Raw genomic sequence first — 22,615 nt, forward strand, 5'->3', positions numbered from 1 at the left:
CAATACACTGGCAGCACTTACTCAATACACTGGTCTTATTTAAGCTTCCAGCTAGACGAGAGGATAGAAGATATCCCCGATGGGTTAAGCCAAAACCATCTAAGTATCCCCATAAAAAGAAAAATGCCAGTCAGCTTAACTGACTGGCATTAACCTTTAGGTGCTTTTTTGGTTTTAAACTCAGCTTATAAATTTAATAAATAAGCTTCAATAAAGCGGCGTTGGTTAGCGGCTTTTGGCGCTGTTTTAAATATAAGTGTATTACCATTTTTACGTAGTTTTAGCTCATTAGTAAATTTACATTCGATAGCATTGAACTGAGCTATGTCGTTTTTAAAACTTTGGTCTTTTTCGCACATATATGCCATTTCGTTTGCAACTTGTGCACAAAATGAACCCACTGGATATTCTTTTAGGTTTTCATCATCAATGCTTTCCCAATCAACATTGGTATTTATTTTTAATCCGCATTGCTTATCTATTTCGCTATTAGCGGCAGCTATATTTTTTTGTTGATACCCTAAATGCTTTTCACGATTAAACTTCGCTAGTTTAGCTTGAGTACCTTTATTTAACTGTTGATCGTATTGCGCTTTTAAGTCTTCAACAATGGCAGGGTTTGACTCTTCTTTTTTTGATAAGTAAATTCCATCACGAGTGTCTGGAATATAAAGATTGTAAGAGCAACAGCGGTAGCCTTCCTCAACACTTACTAAACTTCTTTGTGTACCATCGTAAGTATATTTGTAAGCTTTATTACTACCATGAGGTTTTAATTCGGTTAAAAATACAATCCCATCAATATCATGGTTTATGCCTGTTACTTTTACTAAAGCTTGTTTTTTATCTGTTGTTGGGGCAATAACAACATTAACGCCTTCGCCCGAACTTAGTTCTATTGGGTACTTAGCAAATTCCAAAGCAAAGCTTTTTTGACTAAGTAAAATACAGGCTATAAAGAATAGTTTTTTCATATTAAGTCCTTTTTAAGTTTTAAAGTTATACAGCAAGCTGGTTTATAACATTGATAATAATTGATTAAAAGCAATACAGGGTAGGTGAACGTGCCTATTTTTTGATTTTTAGCGTTTAAAAAACTAATTAACGTGTTTTTGGCACGAGTGAATTGTGCAGACGTACATAGTAACTAAGCACGAATTTTGGCATTATAGCGCCATTAAACTTTGCATAGCTGTAAAGTGAGCATACGATTTAAGGAAAGTATATGCATATACATATTTTGGGCATTTGTGGCACGTTTATGGGTGGTATTGCAGCCATTGCTAAATCATTAGGTCATAAAGTAACGGGTTCTGATCAAAACGTTTACCCACCAATGAGTACGCAACTTGAAGAGCTTGGCATTGAACTGACTCAAGGCTACGACGTATCTCAATTAGAGCCAAAACCAGATATGGTAGTTGTCGGTAATGCAATGAGCCGTGGTAACCCGTGTGTTGAATATGTGCTTGATAAAGGTCTGCCTTACACCTCAGGCCCTGAATGGCTTAAACATAATTTATTACAAAAATCGTGGGTACTTGCTGTAGCGGGTACGCATGGAAAAACAACCACAGCAAGTATGCTTGCGTGGGTTTTAGAGTATGCAGGTTTAAAACCAGGGTTTTTAATTGGCGGCATAGTCCAAAATTTTGGTGTATCGGCAAAAGTGGGTGAAACGCCATTTTTTGTTATTGAAGCCGATGAATACGACACTGCTTTTTTTGATAAGCGCAGTAAGTTTGTCCATTACCTTCCACGTACACTTATTTTAAATAATCTTGAATTCGATCACGCTGATATTTTCGAAGATTTGAACGCAATAAAAAAACAATTTCATCACTTAATGCGTACATTACCTCAAAGCGGCAAGGTAATTTGGCCTAAGCAAGACGTAGCGCTTAATGACGTAATAGCACAAGGGCTTTGGAGCGAAAGCGAAACGCTAGGCGATGATTGGAGCTATGAATTAATAAAAGCCGATGGTAGTGAGTTTAATGTACTTTTAAATAACGAAAAGCAGGGCACTGTTTGCTGGCAAGCAATAGGCGAGCATAACGTTAAAAATGCAATTATGACTATCGCAGCAGCGCGTCATGTGGGTATAGCTGTTGATCATAGTATTGATGCCTTAGGAGAATTTATTAGCCCTAAAAGGCGTATGGAGCTAAAGGCTGATATTAATAATATTAAGGTGTATGACGATTTTGCGCATCACCCAACAGCAATTAAAACTACGCTTGCAGGACTGCGCGCAAAAGTAGGTGATGAAAAAATTATCGCTATTTTAGAGCCGCGCTCAAACACGATGAAAATGGGCGTGCACCAATATACATTATTAGATTCACTGCGTGATGCTGACGACGTACTACTTTTTGAACCAGAGAATCTAAATTGGTCGCTAAAAGAGCAAGCAGATAAAGCAGGCATGCAGTGCTTTAGCAGCACGCAAACAATTATTGATACGGTGCTTGAAAATATTGAGCCTAATCAACATATTTTAATTATGAGTAATGGCGGTTTTAATGGCCTTCATCAACACCTTGTTGATGGTTTAGCTGATAAATACAGCGGAGAATAGTGTGCAATTTAAAGATAGAATTACGCTCGCTTTTAGCGGTGCATCAGGTGCGCCTTATGGTTTAAGGTTACTTGAAGTATTGCTTGAACAGCAATTTCAAGTTTACGTACTTATCTCAAGTGCAGCGCGAGTGGTGCTTGATACAGAATCAAATATTAAGCTCTCTGGTAACGAAGATAAAGCCACTGAGCAGTTAAGTACGCTGTTTAATGCTAAATCTGGGCAGTTAAAAGTATACGGTAAAGATAACTGGTTTAGCCCTGTGGCATCGGGCTCTGCGGCACCTAAAAAAATGGTGGTATGCCCGTGTAGTGCAGGATCGGTTTCTGCAATTGCGGTAGGGGCGTCAGATAATTTACTAGAACGCGCCGCCGATGTTGTAATAAAAGAACGCGGGCAGCTAATTTTAGTGCCGCGCGAAACACCATTTAACGAAATTCATTTAGAAAACATGCTTAAGTTATCTCGTTTAGGGGTAACTATTATGCCAGCAGCACCTGGTTTTTATCATAAGCCACAAAGTATTGAAGACTTAGTCGATTTTATGGTGGCAAGAATTTTAGATCATTTAAACATTGAACATAACCTAACAAAACGTTGGGGTTATGGTGAGGGTAAGTAATGGTTAAGCAAAATATTGCTTTAAATATAGAAGGCCTTACTAAGGTTTATAAAAATGGTGTTGAGGCCATTAAAGGCGTTGATTTACAAGTTTACGAAGGTGATTTTTTCGCTTTGCTTGGCCCAAATGGAGCTGGTAAATCAACCACTATTGGTGTTATTTCCTCACTTGTTAATAAAACAAAAGGCAAAGTAGAAGTATTCGGTTGCGATATTGATACTGATTTAGAAGCCGCAAAAGCGCATTTAGGCTTAGTGCCGCAAGAGTTTAACTTTAGTCAGTTTGAAACGCTTAGCCAAATACTTGTTAATCAAGCTGGTTATTACGGTGTTCCACGCGCTGAAGCCCATAAGCGTGCTGATAAATACCTAGCTCAACTTGGTTTACTTGAGAAAAAAGACAAGCAAGCGCGTACGCTTTCAGGTGGTATGAAACGCCGCTTAATGATTGCACGTGCGCTTATGCACGAACCAAAGTTGCTTATACTTGATGAGCCAACAGCAGGTGTAGATATAGAGCTTCGTCGCTCAATGTGGGATTTTTTACGCCAAATAAATCAGCAAGGCGTTACCATTATTTTAACCACACATTACCTTGAAGAAGCAGAGTTACTGTGTAAAAACATTGCGATTATCGATAATGGTCGAATTGTTGAAAACACCACAATTAAAGCACTGCTTGCAAAGCTTGATAAAGAAACGTTTATTTTAGATTTAAAAACGCCTGCAAATCCTGTAACGCTTGATGGCTATAAATTTACCATGACAGACGATCGCACTGTTGAGGTGGAAGTTGCTAAATCACAAGGGTTAAATGCTGTGTTTAGTGCATTAACAGCTCAAGGTAATACTGTATTGAGTATGCGAAATAAAGCAAACAGACTAGAAGAGTTATTTGTAGGATTACTAGAGCAAGGGCGGGGCGAATAAATGTTTAAATATGGCGTAGCCTTAAAGAGTTTATGGATTAAAGAGTGTATTCGTTTTTTACGTATTTGGGTGCAAACCTTAGTACCGCCAGCAATTACAATGAGCTTATATTTTGTTATTTTTGGTAACTTAATTGGTTCACGAATTGGCGATATGGGCGGTTTTAGCTACATGGAGTTTATTGTACCGGGCCTTATAATGATGTCGGTCATTACCAATTCCTATTCCAACGTAGCCTCTAGTTTTTATTCAACAAAGTTTCAAAAAAGCATTGAAGAGCTTTTAGTTGCACCTGTACCTAACTACATCATTGTTCTAGGCTATATGGGTGGCGGTATGACGCGCGGTATTATGGTGGGCTTTATAGTTACCTGTGTATCGTTATTATTTGTTGATATTCAAATTCATAATATTTTTGTAATTATGGCAACGGTTATTTTAACCTCAGCCGTGTTTGCTTTAGGTGGCTTAATTAATGCGATTTACGCAAACAGCTTTGACGATATAAGCATTATCCCCACCTTCATACTAACGCCACTAACTTACTTAGGCGGTGTATTTTATTCAATTACGTTGCTGCCTGAATTTTGGCAGAATGTATCACAAATCAACCCTATAATTTATATGGTTAACGCATTTCGTTATGGCTTTTTAGGTGTGTCGGATGTTGATTTGAGCGTGGCTCTTGGGGTTATTTTAGTATTTATAACAGCGTTATTTACATTAGCGCTTACATTGATCAAAAAAGGTGTGGGGCTAAGACACTAATGAGTGATGCAAATTCACGTAGTATTGTATCTAATCAAGCGGGTATTCACGAAAAGCTTGATGAAATAGTAAATAAGCACCTAGATGCTGAGTTTAAAAAGCCAATTGCAGCGCATACTCAAGCTGCATTTGACGAGGTTAATGCTAAAGTACACGCCTTTAATGGCCCGCTTATTTTAGACTCGTGCTGTGGCGTGGGTGAAAGCTCAGCTAACTTAGCTAAGCGCCATCCTGACGCCCTTGTGATTGGTATTGATAAATCGTCGCATCGATTAGATAAGCACGATGTTGAGTATAAGCAAACCGACAGTGGGCAGTACATCTTAGTTCAAGCAGACTTAAACGACTTTTGGCGCTTAGCGGTTGCTGCTAATTGGCAACCTACGCACCATTATTTGTTGTATCCAAACCCGTGGCCTAAATCTAAGCATATTCGTAGGCGCTGGCATGGAGCAGCTATTTTTCCGTTTATCGTTAAGTTAGGTGGGCAATTAGAAGTGCGCAGCAATTGGGATATTTACGTGAAAGAGTTCGCAAGGGCGCTTGAATTAACTGGCAACCCTTGCGATGTCACTCTTTATGAGTCAGACGACGCAATTACGCCTTTTGAGCGTAAATACTGGGCCAGTGGCCAGCAAAGCCACCGACTCGTTATTAACTTACCTCGCTAAAGTAAGTTAAAGTGCTAATTCTTCTTCTATAACCGTACTAACATGTGACACTGGGTGGGCAAAGTAGTTGCCTTGCATTAGTGTCACATTCGCCTTTTTAAGTGCGGTTACTATGGTTGCATTTTCTACCGACTCTGCCATTAATTGCAAACCAAGTTGATTAGCAAAACTGGCTATATGTTCAATAAATAAATAGATATCTTTGTCATTCACTATTTGCTTTATTAGTGCGCCATCTAGCTTAATACCATCTACTTCCAGCTTAAGTACGTTTGATATATTTGAATAACCACTACCAAAGTCATCAATAATAACCTTAACGCCTTTCGTTTTAACCATTCCAATAAATGCTTTTACCTCAGAAAAGTTGGCAATAGCTTGGGTTTCTAAAAGCTCTAGTGTGATATTACCAGGATGCGGGTAGCGCTTAAGTTCGTCCGCAATAAACTCACTTAAATTAGGGTCGAGCATATCTTGTGCTGTTATATTTAAACTCCAGCAAATATCGGTTTTTCTAAAGCGACTAACACATTGTGAAAATATAGTACGGGTAAGTATTCCGTCCATTCTTGATCGAGTAACAACATTTAAAAATGCATCAGGTTTCAACACTTCCCCTTGCGCCGTTACCATTCGAGCTAAACATTCGTACTGAACAACTTTATTGGTATTTGTATCAATAATGGGTTGAAAGTAAGGCACTATACGGTTGTTATCAAACGCTTCACGCACCTCTTTAGCCATTTCAACATTGTATTGATATTGCGTTTTTACATCGTGTAGCGCTTTTGAGTAGTTAACTACGCTATGCCTGCCTTGTTTAGCTTGCAGCGCCGCTATATGAGCGTTTTCAAGTAGTAGCGATTTATTGCCACTGGCAATACCTGCACATAGAGTTATATAAATAAAAGGGTCAGTTAACACTGGGGTATTAAAGTTATATGTTTTTACGAGATCGGTAAATTCGTCATTACTCATTTCTTTAGGCGCGAGTAATACTATTTTGTTGGTTGCTAGTCTGTATATATGGCAATGCGCAGAGCTTCTGAATTTAAAGTGAATAAGTAAGTTTTTCATTACTTTATCACCCACTTCAGTGCCGTAGAAACTGTTTATATCTTCTATTTCATTAACCCAAATAACGGCTAACTGCATGTGATGAGCATTACTTTTTTTAATAAAGTACTCAAGAGCAATATGATTTGAAAAACCAGTACTTGAGTCAGTTGCTAACGAGCGCTTTAGTAAATAAATATATATGGCGGCAACAAGTATCGCGATAAAAAAGAAGAAGCTAGCCATTGCAGCTGCTTTTGATACGCTTTCTTTAAGTTTCTCGTTTAAATTGTAAATAGTTATATCGGCACCCGTTAAATAGGTATTGCCGTTAATAGGGTCAACGTAAGGAATAAAAATAGTTTTAAAGTGGCCCCACTGATCGCTCGATATTTCAAATACAGGCTCGGTTGAGTAAAAAGCACTTATATTGGCATCGGTAGCTTCAGGGTAGAGATCTAAAAATTGAGTTACTTTGCCATTATTCTGATCGTCTTGCGTGTAGCTTGATGAGCTAAAAAGAACCTTTCCGTCTTTTAAAATCATTGAATACACATAAGCAATATCAAGTGCTTGAGCAAACTCAGAGAGCTGTTTACTTTTATCTTGATAGTAAGAAAAACTTATGTTGTCGCCTTGATTAACCGCACTTAAGTAATTTTCACCTAAAATATGTTTTACGCTGGTGGCTGCATTAAGTAAGCGATTATCAACCGACTGCATTATTTCAGCACGCGTGGTTTGGTAAGTGTAGTAAACATAGGTAAGTAAGCTTATTAAAAACAAGCTAAAGCCTGCCACTATCCAACTAACTTTGACTCTTCCTTCTGGCATATGTGTCCCTTTTTTGTTATCAAATTTATTATACCCAAAATAAGTAAATGCCCAATAAATAATTAGGTTTGGTAGAGTTTTAATTAAATTATCATTTTTTTGTCATCGCTTTGATTGCTTTTATAGGTTTAAACGAGACATTTTAGTTATATTGCAGTAAAGTTAGCGCAATTTTTAAAGAAACACGATTGCTCTAAATGTCCTAATAATTAGGCGTTTTTGATGGGTAAGCGCGTGTTTTAGCTACACACACTAGGTATTGAGATGGATCAAAAGCGTTGTGCCGTCGCCTCTAAAGAAAGCCTTAAGCGTATATTTACTGTACCTGAAGCGCCAGACTCAACTTTAAGCAAAATTGAGCTTGAAATTTCGAGTAATTTAGCAGGTTTTCTAAACGAAAATATAGCGGCAATTGAAAAACCATTACATGAAATCGAAAAAGATTTTCAGTCGGCAGTGATCCCAGAGGATCCAACGTTTGTATCTGCTTATGCCCAAGACATAATGGAGCAACTTGTTGCACATTCTGTGCATACAGCTGCGCCTAGCTTTATTGGTCACATGACCTCTGCCTTGCCGCATTTCTTATTACCGCTGTCAAAATTGATGGTAGGGCTAAATCAAAATCTAGTAAAAATAGAAACGTCTAAAGCGTTTACGCCTCTTGAGCGTCAAGTGCTTGGAATGATGCATCATTTAGCTTATGGGCAAGAAGATTCATTTTATTCTAAATGGATGCACAGTGCTAAAACCTCATTAGGTGCATTTTGCTCTGGTGGAACGGTTGCTAATATTACTGCGCTTTGGATTGCTCGAAACCGCTTATTAAAACCCGATGGCGATTTTAGAGGTATCGGCGCACAAGGCCTAATTGCCGGTATGCTGCATTACGGCTATAAAGGTTTAGCAGTATTAATATCAGAACGCGGACATTACTCATTAGGTAAATCGGTTGATTTACTCGGTATTGGCCGCGATAACTTAATTGGTATTAAAACCTGCGAAAATAATAAAGTTGATGTAGGAGCTATGCGCGAAAAAGCACGTGAGCTTGAATCGCAAGGCATTAAAGTAATGGCGATTATTGGGGTAGCGGGTACAACCGAAACCGGTAATATTGACCCACTTGATGAAATGGCCGACTTAGCACAAGACATTAACTGCCATTTTCATGTAGATGCTGCATGGGGAGGAGCGACCCTTTTATCGAACACGCATCGCCCTTTACTTAAAGGGATTGAGAGAGCAGATTCAATTACCATCGACGCACATAAACAAATGTATGTACCAATGGGAGCGGGCTTAGTTTTATTTAAAGATCCCGCTGCAACTGATGCAATAGAGCATCACGCTGAGTACATATTACGTAAAGGTTCAAAAGACTTAGGTAGCCACACGCTAGAAGGCAGCCGACCTGGTATGGCAATGTTAGTACATGCTTGCTTACGTGTTATTGGTCGTAAAGGTTACGAAATGCTGATTGATCGAAGCATCAAAAAAGCACATTACTTTGCTGATTTAATTAAAGCTGATGAAGACTTTGAGCTTATTTCAGAACCTGAATTGTGCTTATTAACGTATCGTTATGTACCTAAGCAAATTAAACAAGCAATAGCCGATGCAGATGCTGCAACTCGGTTAGATATTTTTGCTTCACTGAACCGTTTTACTGCCAGTATGCAAAAACGTCAGCGAGAGTCTGGTCGCTCATTTGTATCACGTACTCGTTTAACGCCTTCTAAATACGACAATCAACCAACAGTTGTATTTAGGGTGGTACTAGCTAACCCGCTTACTTCAGGTGCTATTTTAAAAGAGATATTAGCTGAGCAAAAAGAGTTGGCAGCAACAGATCCGGTATTCAAAAAATACTTAAGAAAGTATATGTAATCTAAATACAAAAAAGGGTCACTTAATGAAGTGACCCTTTTTGATATTAGAATAGCTGATTAAATTACTAATGCAGAATACGTGCTCTAATTGTACCCTCAACAGCGCTTAGTTCTTTAAGTGCTACTTCAGATTGATCTGTATCTACATCAATAACTACATAACCAATAGATGCGTCTGTTTGTAGGTATTGCGCAGCAATGTTAATACCGTGCTGTGCAAACGCTTGGTTAATTTGCGTTAGTACACCAGGGCGGTTGTGGTGCACGTGTAATAAACGGCTACGATTAGCAAGCTCTGGTAGTGATACCTCAGGAAAGTTAACAGCTGTAATAGTTGAGCCATTATCTGAGTATTTAGCCAGTTTACCCGCTACTTCAATACCAATGTTTTCTTGCGCTTCTTGTGTAGAACCACCAATGTGCGGCGTTAAAATAACATTGTCGAATTGGCGCAGTGGCGATACAAATTCTTCATCGTTAGATTTTGGCTCAGTAGGGAACACATCGATTGCTGCACCACTTAGTTTTTTCTCTGTTAGTGCTTCTGCAAGTGCATCAATATCAACAACAGTTCCGCGTGAAGCGTTGATCAAAATAGATCCCTGCTTCATAACAGCAAGTTCTGCACTACCAATAAGATTTTTAGTTTGCGGTGTTTCTGGTACGTGTAAACTAATAATATCAGAGCGTTGTAACAGCTGAGTTAGGTTGTGAACTTGTTTTGCATTACCGAGTGATAATTTATCTTCGATATCGTAAAACTCCACATTCATACCGATATTTTCAGCCATAATACCTAGCTGAGTACCAATGTGACCGTAGCCAATAATACCTAATGTTTTACCACGTGCTTCAAACGAACCATTTGCTGTTTTTAACCAGCCACCACGATGAGCCGCTGCATTACGCTCTGGAATACCGCGTAATAAAAGTAGGATTTCACCAAGTACAAGTTCAGCAACTGAACGAGTATTAGAAAATGGTGCGTTAAATACAGCAATACCGCGTTCGCGTGCTGCATCTAAATCAACTTGGTTTGTACCAATACAAAAACACCCAACAGCAACTAGCTTGTCAGCTGAGTCTAATACGGCTTGGTTAATATGAGTACGAGAACGAAGTCCTACAAAGTGAACATCTTTAATGCGCTCTTTTAATTCGTCCTCAGGTAAGGATGTTTTAACGTAGTCGATATTGCTGTAACCGTTACGTTTTAGCGTTTCAACAGCGCTTTGGTGAACACCTTCAAGCAAGAGAATTTTAATTTTGTCTTTTGCTAACGATACCTTACTCATAACCTCATCCTATTTAATTTGTGGCCCATTTTTAGTACCGATAATCACTTTATCAGCACCACGCATTGCAAATAGGCCGTTGGTAACTACGCCAACAATTGAATTTATTTGTGCTTCAAGTTGTTTAGCATTGGTAATTTTTAAGTTAAATACATCTAATATAACGTTACCGTTATCGGTAACTACGCCTTGGCGATAAACGGGGTCACCACCAAGCTTTAATAATTCTCGTGCAACGTAGCTGCGAGCCATTGGAATAACTTCTACCGGAAGCGGGAAGTCGCCTAATGTTTTTACTAATTTGGTGTCATCTACAATGCACACAAATTGTTTAGCTACAGCGGCTACTATTTTTTCGCGAGTGAGGGCTGCACCGCCACCTTTAATCATTTCGTTTTGATCGTTTATTTCGTCAGCGCCGTCAACGTATACATCTAAAGCAGCAACGTTATTAAGCTCAAATACTTCAATACCTAACGCTTGTAAGCGCGCGGTTGAGGCTTCTGAGCTTGATACAGCGCCTACAATAGTGTCCTTTACTGAGCCAAGGGCATCAATAAAGTGATTAACAGTAGAGCCTGTACCCACACCTACAATAGTGTTTTCTTTTACAAACTCGAGTGCTGCCCAAGCAGCTGCTTTTTTTAATTCGTCTTGTGTCATTGCTTTGTGCTCATGTATGTCAGAAATATGCGGTTAGTAATCAAATTTAATTGTTACCAACAGTATGTTTTATCTGGGGTGATAATGGTTTTAAGTGGTACATCCCACGACTCGATTGGTAGAACATCAACTTTTTGGCATTCATGTGCAAGGCCAATTAGTTGTGGTTTTTGCCAATTTTGTTCGTGTAAACGTGCCAATGTCCGGTCGTAAAACCCACCTCCCATTCCTAGGCGATTACCTTGTTTATCAAATGCAACTAATGGCATAAGGAGGTAATCAAGCACTGGTAATGGGCATATTTGAGAGCAGTTCAGCTTAGGCTCCAAGATACCATAGCGATTTGCTCTCATGGGTGAGTTTTTCTCATAGCGCTGAAATAGTAAATTAGCGTCATTGAATGGGTGTATTATAGGTAGGTAAACGGTATGGTTTAAACTCCATAATTCTTTAATTAACAATGAAGTGTCTAGTTCCCCATCGTTACTTAAGTAAATGGCAATATGCTTTGAATTCGTTGTTTTTTCGCTTTTTAAATGTTGAATAAAATTCATTTTTAGCGATTGCGCAGCAATTATTTGCTGATTATTTGACAAGTTTTTACGGGTATTACGAATTTCTGCTCTTATTTTTGCGCGTTTATTACTCATTAAATTAATTAGCCATTCTTAAAAAGAGAATAAATCGGGAAAAATTAAAAAAACAGCCAGTACGACTAGCAAAATTGTGGCAGTTGCAATCAATGAATATAAAAGTAAGTTGCTGCGTTTTTTAGGAGGCGCTAAATCATCATCTAGCATTAGATCGTCACCTTGCCATTCGTCAATACTTTCGTCTGGTGCTTTTAATTGAGCTTCAGGAAGGCGTTGCTCTAACTCGTCTAACTTTTCTTCAAGGCGAATTAAGCTGCTAGTGATGTAATCGAGTGCATCAAAAATACGTTCGTCACGTTGGTTGTTATTTGCAGCAGGGTTTGAGCCATTTTGAATGATGTTTGAAACAGCTTGAAGCTTACTTTTAATGCCTAAGCTTGCTAGTAACTTAGCCTGTTTTAACGCTTTGTCTTTATCGCTTGGTGCAAACAGTGGCTTACCTTTAAAAAAAAGAGCTACTTTTTCATCTGACGTTTTTAATTTTGCAGCTAAATTTGTACATGCTGTTTTTATGTCAACGTTATCGGCAAGTCCTGCAAATATAACGCGAAAGTTATCGGCCATTTAACTGTCCCTAAAGCTTTTATAATGAAATGAGTATATACCTAAAGTACAAAAGAATTCGAGGTCGATTTAATAGTTATTTTGTAGACGCTCTACAAACAATATAGCGAATAAGTTTTAGATGCAAAAACGGCCCTTAAAAGGGCCGTTTTTAATTTACTACAACAATTTTGACTTAAAGGCCAGCAGCTGCGCGAAGTGCGTCTGCTTTATCTGTACGTTCCCAAGGGAATTCGTCACGACCAAAGTGGCCGTAAGCCGCTGTAGGAAGGTAGATAGGGCGCTCTAAATCAAGCATTTGAATTAAGCCGTAAGGGCGCAGGTCAAAATGTTCACGAATAAGCTCGATTAAACGGCTTTCTTCTAGCTTGCTTGTACCAAACGTTTCAACGCTGATAGAAGTAGGCTCTGCAACACCAATTGCGTAAGAAACTTGTAGCTCACACTTGTCAGCAAGACCAGCAGCAACAATGTTTTTAGCAACGTAACGTGCAGCGTATGCTGCTGAACGGTCAACTTTTGATGGATCTTTACCAGAGAAAGCACCACCACCGTGACGAGCCATACCACCGTATGTATCTACAATAATTTTACGACCAGTTAAACCACAGTCACCCATTGGTCCGCCAATTACAAAGCGACCTGTTGGGTTAATGAAAAACTTAGTTGCACTTGTAATAAGTTCTGCAGGAAGTACCGGCTTGATGATTGTTTCCATCACCGCTTCTACTAAATCTTTTTGCGAAATGTCTTCGCTGTGCTGAGTAGAAAGTACAACAGCATCAATACCTACTGGCTTACCGTTTTCGTATGCAAAAGTCACTTGAGATTTTGCATCTGGACGTAACCAGTTAAGCTCGCCGCTTTTACGAACCTCAGCTTGGCGCTGAACTAAACGGTGTGAGTAAGTAATTGGAGCAGGCATTAGTACTTCTGTTTCGTTACATGCGTAACCAAACATTAAGCCTTGGTCGCCAGCGCCTTGCTCTTCTGGGCTAGTACGGTCAACACCTTGGTTAATGTCTGGAGACTGTTTACCAATAGTGTTTAAAATTGCACATGAATCGGCATCAAAGCCCATGTCTGAATTTGTGTAGCCAATGTCACGAATTGTTTTACGTGTAATTTCTTCGATATCAACCCATGCGCTAGTAGTGATTTCACCACCAACCATAACCATACCGGTTTTTACGTAAGTTTCGCATGCAACACGGGCATGAGAGTCTTGCTCTAGGATAGCATCAAGTACCGCATCAGAGATTTGATCGGCGATTTTATCCGGATGACCTTCAGAAACTGATTCAGAAGTAAATAAATGTTTTGCCATTGTAATTCTGCTCACAAATATTGCGCTTCACAAACGTCGGTATTAGCGCTAAAAAATTAAGGGGCGTATTTTATCGAAAACAAAACATCTTGCATAGTGTTTTTACGCCTAGACGTCTAAATAAAATGTATAATAACTTTTTGGTCTTAAAAAATATTCATAATGCCTCATTTTTATGGGGTTTTTAATTGCACACCGCCCCCACAATAAGTAAGAATGGTGCCATAAAAGCTCTTAAGTGACTTATGAGCATAAACGATTACATAAATACCCGCGCAAATACAAATAAAGGTAGGAGAATTCATGCCATCTCGCAAAGAACTTGCAAATGCTATTCGCGTCTTGTCAATGGACGCAGTACAAAAGGCCAAATCTGGTCACCCTGGAGCCCCTATGGGCATGGCTGATATCGCAGAAGTACTATGGCGCGATTATCTAAAACATAACCCAACGAATCCAGAGTGGGCTGACCGTGACAGATTTATTCTTTCAAACGGCCACGGTTCAATGCTTATATATTCTCTATTGCACCTAAGTGGTTACGACTTACCGCTAGACGAAATTAAAAACTTCCGTCAAATGCATTCTAAAACACCAGGTCACCCTGAATATGGCTATGCACCAGGAATCGAAACTACTACGGGTCCTTTAGGTCAAGGGATCACAAATGCCGTAGGTATGGCAATTGCTGAAAAAGCGCTAGCTGCACAGTTTAACCGTGAAGGTCACGATATTGTTGATCACTTTACCTATGCATTTATGGGCGACGGTTGCCTTATGGAAGGTATTTCACATGAAGCAGGTTCACTTGCAGGCACATTAGGCCTTGGTAAACTTGTTGCGTTTTGGGATGACAACGGCATTTCAATCGATGGTGAAGTAGAAGGTTGGTTTACCGATGATACACCAGCGCGCTTTAAAGCGTACGGTTGGCATGTGATTAGTGGTGTTGATGGCCACGACAGCGATGCTGTAAGTGCTGCAATTGCAGAGGCTAAAAGTGTAACCGACAAGCCATCACTAATTTGTTGTAAAACAATTATTGGTTATGGTTCACCTAACAAATCAGGTAGCCACGATTGTCATGGTGCTCCACTAGGTGATGACGAAATTAAAGCGTCTCGCGAATTTTTAGGTTGGACTGGCGATGCGTTCGAAATTCCTGATGATATTTACGCACAATGGGATAGCAAAGAAAAAGGTCAACAGCTTGAATCAAGCTGGGACGAAAAATTTGCAGCATACGCAAAAGCATACCCAGAGCTTGCAGCTGAATACAAGCGTCGTATTAACAACGAACTTCCTGGCGATTGGGCTGAAAAATCTCAAGCGTATATTGAGCAATTACAAGCAAACCCAGCAAACCCAGCGTCTCGTAAAGCATCGCAAAATGCACTAAATGCATTTGGTCCGTTATTACCAGAATTTATGGGTGGCTCAGCCGATTTAGCAGGCTCAAATTTAACCATTTGGGATGGCTCTAAAGGTTTAACACGCGATGATGCAAGCGGTAACTACATTTACTACGGTGTACGTGAGTTTGGTATGTCGGCCATCATGAATGGTATTGCCCTTCATAAAGGCTTTATTCCTTACGGTGCTACGTTCTTAATGTTTGTTGAATACGCAAAAAATGCTGTACGTATGGCTGCATTAATGAAGCAACCAAGCATTTTTGTTTACACGCACGATTCAATTGGTTTAGGTGAAGATGGTCCAACTCACCAACCAGTAGAGCAAATTGCAAGCATGCGTTTAACGCCTAACTTATACAACTGGCGTCCGTGTGACCAAGTTGAGTCGGCAATTGCATGGCAACAAGCTATTGAGCGTAAAGACGGCCCTACATCGCTTATCTTTACTCGCCAAGGTCTTGAGCAACAAGCACGTGACGCACAGCAATTAAGTGACGTTAAAAAAGGTGGTTACATCCTTAGCTGTGATGGCAACCCAGAGATTATCTTTATTGCGACGGGCTCTGAAGTGCAACTAGCACAAGATTCAGCAAGCGAACTACGCAGCCAAGGTAAAAAGGTACGTGTTGTATCTATGCCATGTACTGATGCCTTTGAAGATCAAAGCGCAGCATACAAAGAAAGCGTATTACCGGCATCTGTTTCACGCCGCGTAGCAGTAGAAGCGGGTATTGCTGACTACTGGTACAAGTACGTAGGTCTAAACGGCGCAGTAGTAGGTATGACTACCTTTGGTGAGTCAGCACCTGCAGGCGAGCTGTTTGAGCACTTTGGTTTTACAGTGGCAAATATTGTAAGCAAAGCAAACGAGCTTTTTTAATCGCTTTGATTAAATAAAGTAAGTAATTGAAAAGCCCGCACTGTGAAAAACAGCGCGGGCTTTTTTGTTTGAATAACTGTAAAAGCGTTGCTTTAAAACGCCAGCAAGCTGCGCGTCTACAGGGAGTTTAATACCAATCTGCTTATATATGGGGTCTATTAAACGTTAAGAAAATTACGCTAGAACTAGGCAAAAGTTTTTATATCTAGTTGTTCTAAATAAAAAACTTTTAACGACGTTATAGTGCAATTTAATTCGTTAAATTGATCAAAGATTTATGCAGGTTGGTATAATTTTGAGTGGTAGGCGTAGAGTTTGCTCATGTGGGAAGGCAGCTTCTAATTTATTTAATACTACCCAAAGGGCTGCTATTAATACTTTAAGTGAGTAACTTTCAATACGCTTCTCTTGCAAGCTATTTACCTATCAGGCAATGTAGTGCGATAAAATTTATAAATAAAAATCTTAAATTAATAGCAGGAGCTAAAAATGCCAAAGTTCGATAACGTAAGTGTAGTAAAAAAAGCCAATGTATATTTTGACGGAAAAGTGTCGAGCCGTACCGTTATTTTAGGTGATGGCGAAGCGAAAACGTTAGGCTTTATGCAACCAGGTGAGTTTGTTTTTGATACAAACCAAAAAGAGTGCATGGAGCTTTTAGCTGGCCAATGGGATATTTTATTACCAGGTGCAAGTGAGTGGAAAACATTTAACGCGGGTGAATCGTTTAATGTTGATGCAAACGTAAGCTTTAAAGTAAAAGTATCTGATTTTGCTGACTACTGTTGTTCGTATACAGATTAATCAATCAGAGCTTAAATTAAGTAGACGTCTGAAAGCCCATGCAATGTGGGCTTTGCATAAACTTTGCGCAACACATGATTTAAATCACCAAAAGCCGTAAATAATCCTCAAATATCTCTCTTTTTTCCTTGTGTTAATCTAAATAGCCCCCAATACTAATTGTAGGTAACAAATAAAAGGATACCCTATGAAAATTAATCTTTCTGGTCACCATGTTGAAGTTACTGACTCTATTAGAGAGCACATCAACGAAAAATTTTCAAAAATCGAGAGCCATTTCCCATCGCTTATTGCGCTCGATATTATTTTGTCTAAAGAGCATCATAAGATCCAAGCTGAAATTAGCACAAATTACGAAGGCACGCGCATATCGGTAAAAGGGGAAAACGAAGTTATGTACCCTGCCATTGCAAGCGCAGCTAAAAAACTCGATGCGGCACTAAAACATCGAAAAGGGCAAATAAAAGCTAACTTACACGAAAAGCCTGTAAGCACGACACCTGAAATCGCACACGAGATCATCCAAGAGATGGATCTTAAATAAGAATTAGTCACAAAGTATTGTAAAAAAGAGCCGCATGGCTCTTTTTTATTGCCTGTAATTTAGGTAAGTTATGCGTTCTTGCAGTTTATTAATTATAAAAGTTAATAAAAAGAACACACAACACACATATTTTGAGAAATTAATGCAGAAAACAAAAGCAGTATGGAAATCTAAAATAGGTGCGCTTGGACCTGGGATCTTAATGGCAACGGCCGCTATTGGTGGTTCTCACTTAGTTGCCTCTACACAAGCTGGAGCAATATTTGGCTGGCAATTATTTTGGCTAATACTTGTTGTTAATGTTTTAAAGTATCCGTTTTTTCGCTTTGGTATGGAGTACACACTCGCCACTAAAAATAGCTTGGTGGAGGGTTACAAAAGCAAAGGTCCATTTTATTTTTACAGCTTTATTGGTTTAAACATTGTAGCCGCCGTTGTTAATACCGCCGGCGTATTACTGCTTACCGCAAGCTTACTGCATTACGCTCTACCTATTGTTATTGAAGTAACCTTACTTTGTTGGATGCTGCTAGGGGTATGTTTAGTTATATTACTACTTGGGCACTTTAAAGCGCTCGATAACGTTGCCAAAGGCATTATGGGGCTGCTTACACTTGCAACATTAATTGCTCTTGCTATAGCATTTAGTAACGGTCCAATGGCACCTGCTGACTACGTTGGTCCTTCACCGTACGAACTTGCAATGCTGAGTTTTATGGTGGCTTTAATGGGGTGGATGCCAGCGCCTATCGAAATATCTGCATTAAGCTCTTTATGGCTAAAAGAAAAACAAGCGCAGCAAACAGTCACTAAAAGCCAAGGCCTGTTCGATTTTAACGTAGGTTACTGGCTTACAGCCGGCTTAGCCTTGGTGTTTTTTAGCTTAGGTGTATTAGTGCAATACGGGCAAACCAGCAGCATAGAACTCGGTGGTGTCGCGTTTGCCAAGCAGCTTATTGATATGTACGCATTAACAATAGGCGAGTGGGCAAGGCCGCTTGTATCAGCAATCGCTTTTTTATGTATGTTTGGTACGACACTCACCGTGCTTGATGGCTACGCCCGTACGCTTAACGAATCTCATAAACTACTTGGCTTTAAACAATCAAAAAACAGTCTAAATATTTGGTTAATACTACAAGCACTTGCCGGTATGGCGGTTATTTTATTTTTTAAATCAGCCCTTGGCCCCATGCTTACGTTTGCGATGACGCTTTCATTTGTTACAACGCCTATTTTTGCATGGCTTAACTTTAGCCTTGTGCGATCAGAGCCTGCTATAAAACATAGCGTGTTACTACGTAGTTTAACGTGGTTAGGGCTAGTGTATTTAGTAGGCTTTGCTTTAGCTTTTATAATTTGGAAGTTGGCAGCCTAATTAAAGATCAAAGCCCTATAACGGGCACTCTACTTTGTTATATTTATACTCAATAGGGAAAATCTGACCTTCTGCGGATTTTTTTATACTCTTATCGATACGTAAAATACTATTTTTAAAATCATCGACTAAACGATATCGCATTTCAGTCATTGAGTTTTCACCTAAAATGTATATTTCTTCTTGGCGGATCTCCCCTCCATCTGCAATAGTAAGTGTAGTGATAGCATTTACAGTATTTCCTCCAAGGCTGTTTAGTACTCCTTCAACAATACCTTCATACCCAACGCTGTATTCAACTGATTGGGAGTAACCTAACTTTGTCCCTGTTACTTTTGTACCGTAAATATCTAATTTTAATTCACGCGTTTCGGTAAAGCCTTCTTCACTACCCTCATATTTGTAACAAGCAATATTACCAAAATCCAGTTCGTCGTCAGAAATGTCATTCTCTATAGAAAACACAAACAGCTCACCTGTTTTTTTAACCTGGACACCGTAACGCGATGTTTCTGCAGTTGATACTAAGCTTGCTACAGTCACATCTTTGGTTTCTTTGTAAAATATACTTCCTGAGCCAAAACAAATGTTTGCCTCTGTTGTATCACAAGCTTCAATATTTGAATGATTTTCAATCTCTTTTGGAAGAGTGATATCATCCCAATTGTTAGCAAGTTTTTGTGTTGAAGTTTCGGATGCGCTATCTAATACAACTTTTGTCGAGTTGGAAGTGAAATAGTTGTAGCCAAAAAAAACGGCTAAAATGAGTGAAATAACAATAAAAATATTTTTCATAATGGATGAATTACAACAGCTTTAATCAAAAGTGCGTGAATTATAACGGTTTTAATCAAAAGTTCAATTTGGTAAAGATTACCCTTACTCACAATTGAAAACCACGTGTAAATAAGTTATTCAGTAGTGCGAACAAAAAAATACTCGCCCTCTGATTTGGGTAACGATCCGCTTTTTATCAGGTCGCTCATAAAACAAAAATAAACAAGACACCAACAAAACACCCACCCTAAATTTTGTTGTTAAGTATGTTTTATTAAGCATGTTCGCGAGGTAAACTCGCGCCTACAGGATTGGGGTTATATTTGTAGGCGCGGCTTTAAGCCGCGTTTTTGGTTTTTTTTTTACTACTCGCGAGGTAAAAAAATTAAGACAACACCTATCTTAATTGAGATAGCTTTGTTTGTTTAATTAAGGTGGATGTCTAGTTTGATTTAGCAATAAAACACAGCGTGTTATTACGTAGCTTAACGTGGTTAGGACTAGTGTATTTAGTAGGTTTTGCAGTAGCGTTTATAGTGTGGGAGCTAGCAGCCTAAATATAACCCCTTACTTTAGGGTTTTAATTAAAGCCCTAAAGCCCTCAAGCATTAAATTCTAGGATTAAACGAGGTATAAATGGATATTAGAACAGGTGAACTTTCAAACCCACACGTTATAAAGCTACTACAAGGGCATCATAACGATATGCTAAAGCACTCACCCGTCGAGAGCGTGCATGCACTTGATGTAAGTAAACTCACTCAGCCCGGCATAACTTTTTATAGCTTATGGATTGATAATAATTTAGCGGGTGTTGGCGCTTTAAAAGCACTAAATACAACGCATGGCGAAATTAAATCAATGCGCACTTCAAGTAACCATTTACGCCAAGGTATAGCTACTAAGTTGCTCACCCATATTATTGAGCAATCCACACTGCGTGGTTATAAAACACTAAGTTTAGAGACCGGCACCGCAGAGGCATTTTTACCGGCACAAAAGCTTTATGCTCAATTTGGTTTTAAAGAGTGTGAGCCGTTTGGTGATTATGAGCTAGACCCGTACAGCTTGTTTATGAGTAAAGGGCTTTAGCTAAAGCAAGAGATACCTGCCGCCAATCGTTTAAAATCTTTAATTGAATTTATACGCTATCTGCGTATACTTTAATGTATGAAAAGCCTATTTGTTGAATCAAACATATTCGAAAAGTACCGAGAGCTGTACTTGAGTGATGACGAGTATCGTTTATTTCAAGCAGATCTAATGGTTAATCCTAAACAGGGCGATGTGATTCAAGGAACAGGCGGCTTACGTAAAATACGAGTTGCGAGTAAAGGAAAGGGTAAGCGTGGTGGTTCAAGAGTTATATATTATTACTTGGACGATAAAAGACGTTTTTATCTACTCACTATCTACAGTAAAAACGAAGTAACCGATTTAACAGCAGATCAGAAAAAGCAATTAAAAGAATTCTTAGAGGTGTGGCGCAATGAGCAAACGTGATTTATTTTCAGAATTAACTACAGCACTTGTGAACGCTAAAGCGCATTCACAAGGAAAGCTTACGTTACGTACTCATACGGTAAATGATATTAATGATCTTGCTATCTCACCCGATGAAATAGTAAATATTCGAGAAACATTTAATATGTCGCGCGGGGTATTTGCAAACATTTTACATACATCAGCAAGAACGCTCGAAAACTGGGAGCAAGGACGCAGTGCACCTAATGGGCAAGCGATAACATTGCTAAAGCTTGTGCAGCGTCATCCTGAGACGCTAAATCACATAGCTGAGTTGTAAGTTCATGATACGTATCTAAGTAATTCAAATCTACTCTGTATTACTTATTTAAAAGACAAAGATAGACGCGAACTAATTATTTATTCATATTAATTGAGAGATATTATGACTTTAAATAGCATTTTTAATTGGTTATCAATAAAGCTCTTAATTGACGAAAAAAAAGCGGTTCATGAAGGTAAGTTATTTCAATTAGCTATTATTATACCAATTTTTTTGTCTATATTTTTTTCAATCACACCAACATGTGAATTAATCGAAAGTAATGATTTTCAACTTTCCTTAAGCTCTTCATCGTTAAAGGAATTCGTGAGTTATTATTCGTTTTCGCTTAGTTTATTACCCTTGGCTGTTATTTTTAGTCTCATAATTATAAGAATTCATAATTCTAAGCAAATAATAAGCCAAACAACACTTAGAAATTATTACGAGCACTGCGAAATATTTGACAAGTATTGTAAGTATCTTGAGAAAAGTTTTGGATTTGAAATTCAACAAAGAGTTTTATACAAATCACTATTTTCTAAAAGCGCTCAGAAGAGTTATAACACAGAAGTAACTCTCGAAATTGCTCGCTTCTATATAAAAACTACAAATGAGAAGTCAAAGTTTGTAGGTAGTGTCCCTAACTCGGACATTCATACTCCTAAAGTGACTATATATAGTTTAAAACAAGATTATTTGAGAGGTTTTAGATATTATGGAATTTCTTTCCCGACCAAAAATCCATTTTGTTTAAACAAGCTTTTTGAGCTTCATAAAAATCTCATATGTGAGCTGTATCAGTTTGAAGGTATCGATATTAGTTTGGGAGAGCTCAAACCTCTAATTGCAATGCTTTCTACAGCTGAAGAACTATCAAAAAACAGAATAAAAAAACGTTATCCAAAAGGGTTAACTACTTCAGATGACTATGGATCTCCAATATTTATTGATGGCTCCCCATTGAGTTAGATATTTTGATTTGAGGGAGCTATTATTTTTAAACAGTTTTAATTTTTTGGCAATACTTTAATCTAACTCAGCTCTTTTATCGCTCTACTTATCCCATCTAAACTAAGCGCATACATGCGATTGTTCATTAGCTTTTTTATAAAGCCAATTGATTGATAGTACAGCTAATGCTCAACGAGTTATGAGTTTAGCCAATCTAGTTTA

22 protein-coding genes and 1 pseudogene are annotated in these 22,615 nt (G+C 38.7%); 15 read left to right on the top strand and 8 right to left on the bottom strand.

Going from position 1 to position 22,615, the window contains the following annotated elements; all coding sequences use genetic code 11:
• A pseudogene (locus I6F50_RS16365) lies at window positions 1–143 on the top strand (IS4 family transposase); the annotation flags it as partial.
• Between the two features lie 42 nt (window positions 144–185).
• Here the strand turns inward: I6F50_RS16365 and I6F50_RS16370 are convergent.
• Window positions 186–974, bottom strand: coding sequence for a hypothetical protein (locus I6F50_RS16370; RefSeq protein WP_165728432.1), 789 nt, complete (start codon window positions 972–974; stop codon window positions 186–188).
• A 251-nt stretch (window positions 975–1,225) separates the two neighbouring features.
• Between I6F50_RS16370 and mpl the strand changes: the two genes are divergently transcribed.
• From mpl to I6F50_RS16395, 5 genes are read left to right on the top strand one after another with little or no spacing between them, the layout of a single operon-like run.
• Window positions 1,226–2,581 carry a UDP-N-acetylmuramate:L-alanyl-gamma-D-glutamyl-meso-diaminopimelate ligase gene (gene mpl, locus I6F50_RS16375; protein ID WP_024594077.1) on the top strand — a complete coding sequence of 452 codons (1,356 nt, stop codon included), beginning with the start codon at window positions 1,226–1,228 and terminating at the stop codon, window positions 2,579–2,581.
• Between the two features lies 1 nt (window position 2,582).
• Entirely contained in the window at window positions 2,583–3,203 is a 621-nt protein-coding gene (locus I6F50_RS16380; protein WP_007584746.1) for a flavin prenyltransferase UbiX, read from the top strand.
• On the top strand, window positions 3,203–4,132 hold the full coding sequence (locus I6F50_RS16385) for an ABC transporter ATP-binding protein (protein WP_024594076.1): 930 nt from the start codon (window positions 3,203–3,205) through the stop codon (window positions 4,130–4,132). Before I6F50_RS16380 ends, I6F50_RS16385 begins: the two co-directional genes overlap by 1 nt.
• Window positions 4,133–4,900 carry an ABC transporter permease gene (locus I6F50_RS16390; protein ID WP_007584748.1) on the top strand — a complete coding sequence of 256 codons (768 nt, stop codon included), beginning with the start codon at window positions 4,133–4,135 and terminating at the stop codon, window positions 4,898–4,900.
• A complete protein-coding gene (locus tag I6F50_RS16395; protein ID WP_197176742.1) occupies window positions 4,900–5,571 on the top strand; it encodes a tRNA (guanosine(46)-N(7))-methyltransferase TrmB in 672 nt (223 codons plus the stop codon). The genes I6F50_RS16390 and I6F50_RS16395 overlap by 1 nt, the downstream gene beginning before the upstream one ends.
• Before the next feature lie 6 nt (window positions 5,572–5,577).
• Here the strand turns inward: I6F50_RS16395 and I6F50_RS16400 are convergent, their stop codons facing one another.
• Complete coding sequence (locus I6F50_RS16400) at window positions 5,578–7,461, bottom strand: GGDEF domain-containing protein (RefSeq protein ID WP_165739644.1); 1,884 nt, start codon at window positions 7,459–7,461, stop codon at window positions 5,578–5,580.
• Window positions 7,462–7,725: 264 nt separating this feature from the next.
• Between I6F50_RS16400 and panP the strand changes: the two genes are divergently transcribed.
• Window positions 7,726–9,351 carry a pyridoxal-dependent aspartate 1-decarboxylase PanP gene (panP, locus tag I6F50_RS16405; protein WP_024594075.1) on the top strand — a complete coding sequence of 542 codons (1,626 nt, stop codon included), beginning with the start codon at window positions 7,726–7,728 and terminating at the stop codon, window positions 9,349–9,351.
• A gap of 67 nt (window positions 9,352–9,418) precedes the next feature.
• Here the strand turns inward: panP and serA are convergent, their stop codons facing one another.
• The 5 genes from serA to metK all read right to left on the bottom strand — a co-directional run bounded on the left by serA (window position 9,419) and on the right by metK (window position 13,855).
• On the bottom strand, window positions 9,419–10,648 hold the full coding sequence (gene serA, locus I6F50_RS16410) for a phosphoglycerate dehydrogenase (RefSeq protein ID WP_007584756.1): 1,230 nt from the start codon (window positions 10,646–10,648) through the stop codon (window positions 9,419–9,421).
• Between the two features lie 9 nt (window positions 10,649–10,657).
• Window positions 10,658–11,311, bottom strand: coding sequence for a ribose-5-phosphate isomerase RpiA (rpiA, locus tag I6F50_RS16415; protein ID WP_024591469.1), 654 nt, complete (start codon window positions 11,309–11,311; stop codon window positions 10,658–10,660).
• A 53-nt stretch (window positions 11,312–11,364) separates the two neighbouring features.
• Entirely contained in the window at window positions 11,365–11,961 is a 597-nt protein-coding gene (locus tag I6F50_RS16420) for a 5-formyltetrahydrofolate cyclo-ligase (protein WP_197176744.1), read from the bottom strand.
• 18 nt (window positions 11,962–11,979) lie between these two features.
• On the bottom strand, window positions 11,980–12,528 hold the full coding sequence (locus I6F50_RS16425) for a hypothetical protein (RefSeq protein WP_197176746.1): 549 nt from the start codon (window positions 12,526–12,528) through the stop codon (window positions 11,980–11,982).
• A 175-nt stretch (window positions 12,529–12,703) separates the two neighbouring features.
• Window positions 12,704–13,855: a methionine adenosyltransferase gene (gene metK / locus I6F50_RS16430; protein WP_101164183.1), complete on the bottom strand. Its 1,152-nt coding sequence runs from the start codon at window positions 13,853–13,855 to the stop codon at window positions 12,704–12,706.
• 303 nt (window positions 13,856–14,158) lie between these two features.
• Here metK and tkt point away from each other — a divergent pair, with 303 nt between their 5' ends.
• The 4 genes from tkt (at window position 14,159) to I6F50_RS16450 (ending at window position 18,876) form a co-directional block, all read left to right on the top strand.
• Window positions 14,159–16,150, top strand: coding sequence for a transketolase (gene tkt / locus I6F50_RS16435; RefSeq protein ID WP_197176747.1), 1,992 nt, complete (start codon window positions 14,159–14,161; stop codon window positions 16,148–16,150).
• A gap of 489 nt (window positions 16,151–16,639) precedes the next feature.
• Window positions 16,640–16,954 (top strand): pyrimidine/purine nucleoside phosphorylase, encoded by a 315-nt coding sequence (locus I6F50_RS16440; protein ID WP_002958974.1) that lies wholly within the window; start codon window positions 16,640–16,642, stop codon window positions 16,952–16,954.
• A gap of 187 nt (window positions 16,955–17,141) precedes the next feature.
• The gene (gene raiA, locus I6F50_RS16445) at window positions 17,142–17,498 is read left to right on the top strand and encodes a ribosome-associated translation inhibitor RaiA (RefSeq protein ID WP_007376058.1); all 357 of its coding nucleotides are present in this window, start codon (window positions 17,142–17,144) and stop codon (window positions 17,496–17,498) included.
• Between the two features lie 142 nt (window positions 17,499–17,640).
• Complete coding sequence (locus tag I6F50_RS16450; protein ID WP_197176748.1) at window positions 17,641–18,876, top strand: NRAMP family divalent metal transporter; 1,236 nt, start codon at window positions 17,641–17,643, stop codon at window positions 18,874–18,876.
• Window positions 18,877–18,891: 15 nt separating this feature from the next.
• Here I6F50_RS16450 and I6F50_RS16455 read toward each other — a convergent pair whose 3' ends face one another.
• Window positions 18,892–19,671 (bottom strand): hypothetical protein, encoded by a 780-nt coding sequence (locus I6F50_RS16455; RefSeq protein ID WP_197176749.1) that lies wholly within the window; start codon window positions 19,669–19,671, stop codon window positions 18,892–18,894.
• 618 nt (window positions 19,672–20,289) lie between these two features.
• On the opposite strand from I6F50_RS16455, the gene I6F50_RS16460 reads away from it, so the two are divergent.
• The 4 genes from I6F50_RS16460 to I6F50_RS16475 all read left to right on the top strand — a co-directional run bounded on the left by I6F50_RS16460 (window position 20,290) and on the right by I6F50_RS16475 (window position 22,411).
• Entirely contained in the window at window positions 20,290–20,745 is a 456-nt protein-coding gene (locus tag I6F50_RS16460; protein WP_197176750.1) for a GNAT family N-acetyltransferase, read from the top strand.
• 78 nt (window positions 20,746–20,823) lie between these two features.
• A complete protein-coding gene (locus I6F50_RS16465) occupies window positions 20,824–21,156 on the top strand; it encodes a type II toxin-antitoxin system RelE/ParE family toxin (RefSeq protein ID WP_039486712.1) in 333 nt (110 codons plus the stop codon).
• On the top strand, window positions 21,143–21,457 hold the full coding sequence (locus I6F50_RS16470) for a DNA-binding transcriptional regulator (RefSeq protein ID WP_165742169.1): 315 nt from the start codon (window positions 21,143–21,145) through the stop codon (window positions 21,455–21,457). Before I6F50_RS16465 ends, I6F50_RS16470 begins: the two co-directional genes overlap by 14 nt.
• 105 nt (window positions 21,458–21,562) lie before the next feature.
• Window positions 21,563–22,411, top strand: coding sequence for a hypothetical protein (locus I6F50_RS16475; RefSeq protein ID WP_197176751.1), 849 nt, complete (start codon window positions 21,563–21,565; stop codon window positions 22,409–22,411).
• Window positions 22,412–22,615 lie beyond the last annotated feature (204 nt).

It is taken from the genome of Pseudoalteromonas sp. NZS127_1, assembly GCF_015864295.1.
Taxonomy (GTDB): Bacteria; Pseudomonadota; Gammaproteobacteria; order Enterobacterales; family Alteromonadaceae; genus Pseudoalteromonas; species Pseudoalteromonas arctica.

Coding starts and splice junctions, on each gene's coding strand:
- I6F50_RS16370 (WP_165728432.1), bottom strand. CDS start 974: ATGAAAAAACTATTCTTTATAGCCTGTATTTTACTTAGTCAAAAAAGC.
- mpl (WP_024594077.1), top strand. CDS start 1,226: ATGCATATACATATTTTGGGCATTTGTGGCACGTTTATGGGTGGTATT.
- I6F50_RS16385 (WP_024594076.1), top strand. CDS start 3,203: ATGGTTAAGCAAAATATTGCTTTAAATATAGAAGGCCTTACTAAGGTT.
- I6F50_RS16390 (WP_007584748.1), top strand. CDS start 4,133: ATGTTTAAATATGGCGTAGCCTTAAAGAGTTTATGGATTAAAGAGTGT.
- I6F50_RS16395 (WP_197176742.1), top strand. CDS start 4,900: ATGAGTGATGCAAATTCACGTAGTATTGTATCTAATCAAGCGGGTATT.
- I6F50_RS16400 (WP_165739644.1), bottom strand. CDS start 7,461: ATGCCAGAAGGAAGAGTCAAAGTTAGTTGGATAGTGGCAGGCTTTAGC.
- panP (WP_024594075.1), top strand. CDS start 7,726: ATGGATCAAAAGCGTTGTGCCGTCGCCTCTAAAGAAAGCCTTAAGCGT.
- serA (WP_007584756.1), bottom strand. CDS start 10,648: ATGAGTAAGGTATCGTTAGCAAAAGACAAAATTAAAATTCTCTTGCTT.
- rpiA (WP_024591469.1), bottom strand. CDS start 11,311: ATGACACAAGACGAATTAAAAAAAGCAGCTGCTTGGGCAGCACTCGAG.
- I6F50_RS16420 (WP_197176744.1), bottom strand. CDS start 11,961: ATGAGTAATAAACGCGCAAAAATAAGAGCAGAAATTCGTAATACCCGT.
- I6F50_RS16425 (WP_197176746.1), bottom strand. CDS start 12,528: ATGGCCGATAACTTTCGCGTTATATTTGCAGGACTTGCCGATAACGTT.
- metK (WP_101164183.1), bottom strand. CDS start 13,855: ATGGCAAAACATTTATTTACTTCTGAATCAGTTTCTGAAGGTCATCCG.
- tkt (WP_197176747.1), top strand. CDS start 14,159: ATGCCATCTCGCAAAGAACTTGCAAATGCTATTCGCGTCTTGTCAATG.
- I6F50_RS16440 (WP_002958974.1), top strand. CDS start 16,640: ATGCCAAAGTTCGATAACGTAAGTGTAGTAAAAAAAGCCAATGTATAT.
- raiA (WP_007376058.1), top strand. CDS start 17,142: ATGAAAATTAATCTTTCTGGTCACCATGTTGAAGTTACTGACTCTATT.
- I6F50_RS16450 (WP_197176748.1), top strand. CDS start 17,641: ATGCAGAAAACAAAAGCAGTATGGAAATCTAAAATAGGTGCGCTTGGA.
- I6F50_RS16455 (WP_197176749.1), bottom strand. CDS start 19,671: ATGAAAAATATTTTTATTGTTATTTCACTCATTTTAGCCGTTTTTTTT.
- I6F50_RS16460 (WP_197176750.1), top strand. CDS start 20,290: ATGGATATTAGAACAGGTGAACTTTCAAACCCACACGTTATAAAGCTA.
- I6F50_RS16465 (WP_039486712.1), top strand. CDS start 20,824: ATGAAAAGCCTATTTGTTGAATCAAACATATTCGAAAAGTACCGAGAG.
- I6F50_RS16470 (WP_165742169.1), top strand. CDS start 21,143: ATGAGCAAACGTGATTTATTTTCAGAATTAACTACAGCACTTGTGAAC.
- I6F50_RS16475 (WP_197176751.1), top strand. CDS start 21,563: ATGACTTTAAATAGCATTTTTAATTGGTTATCAATAAAGCTCTTAATT.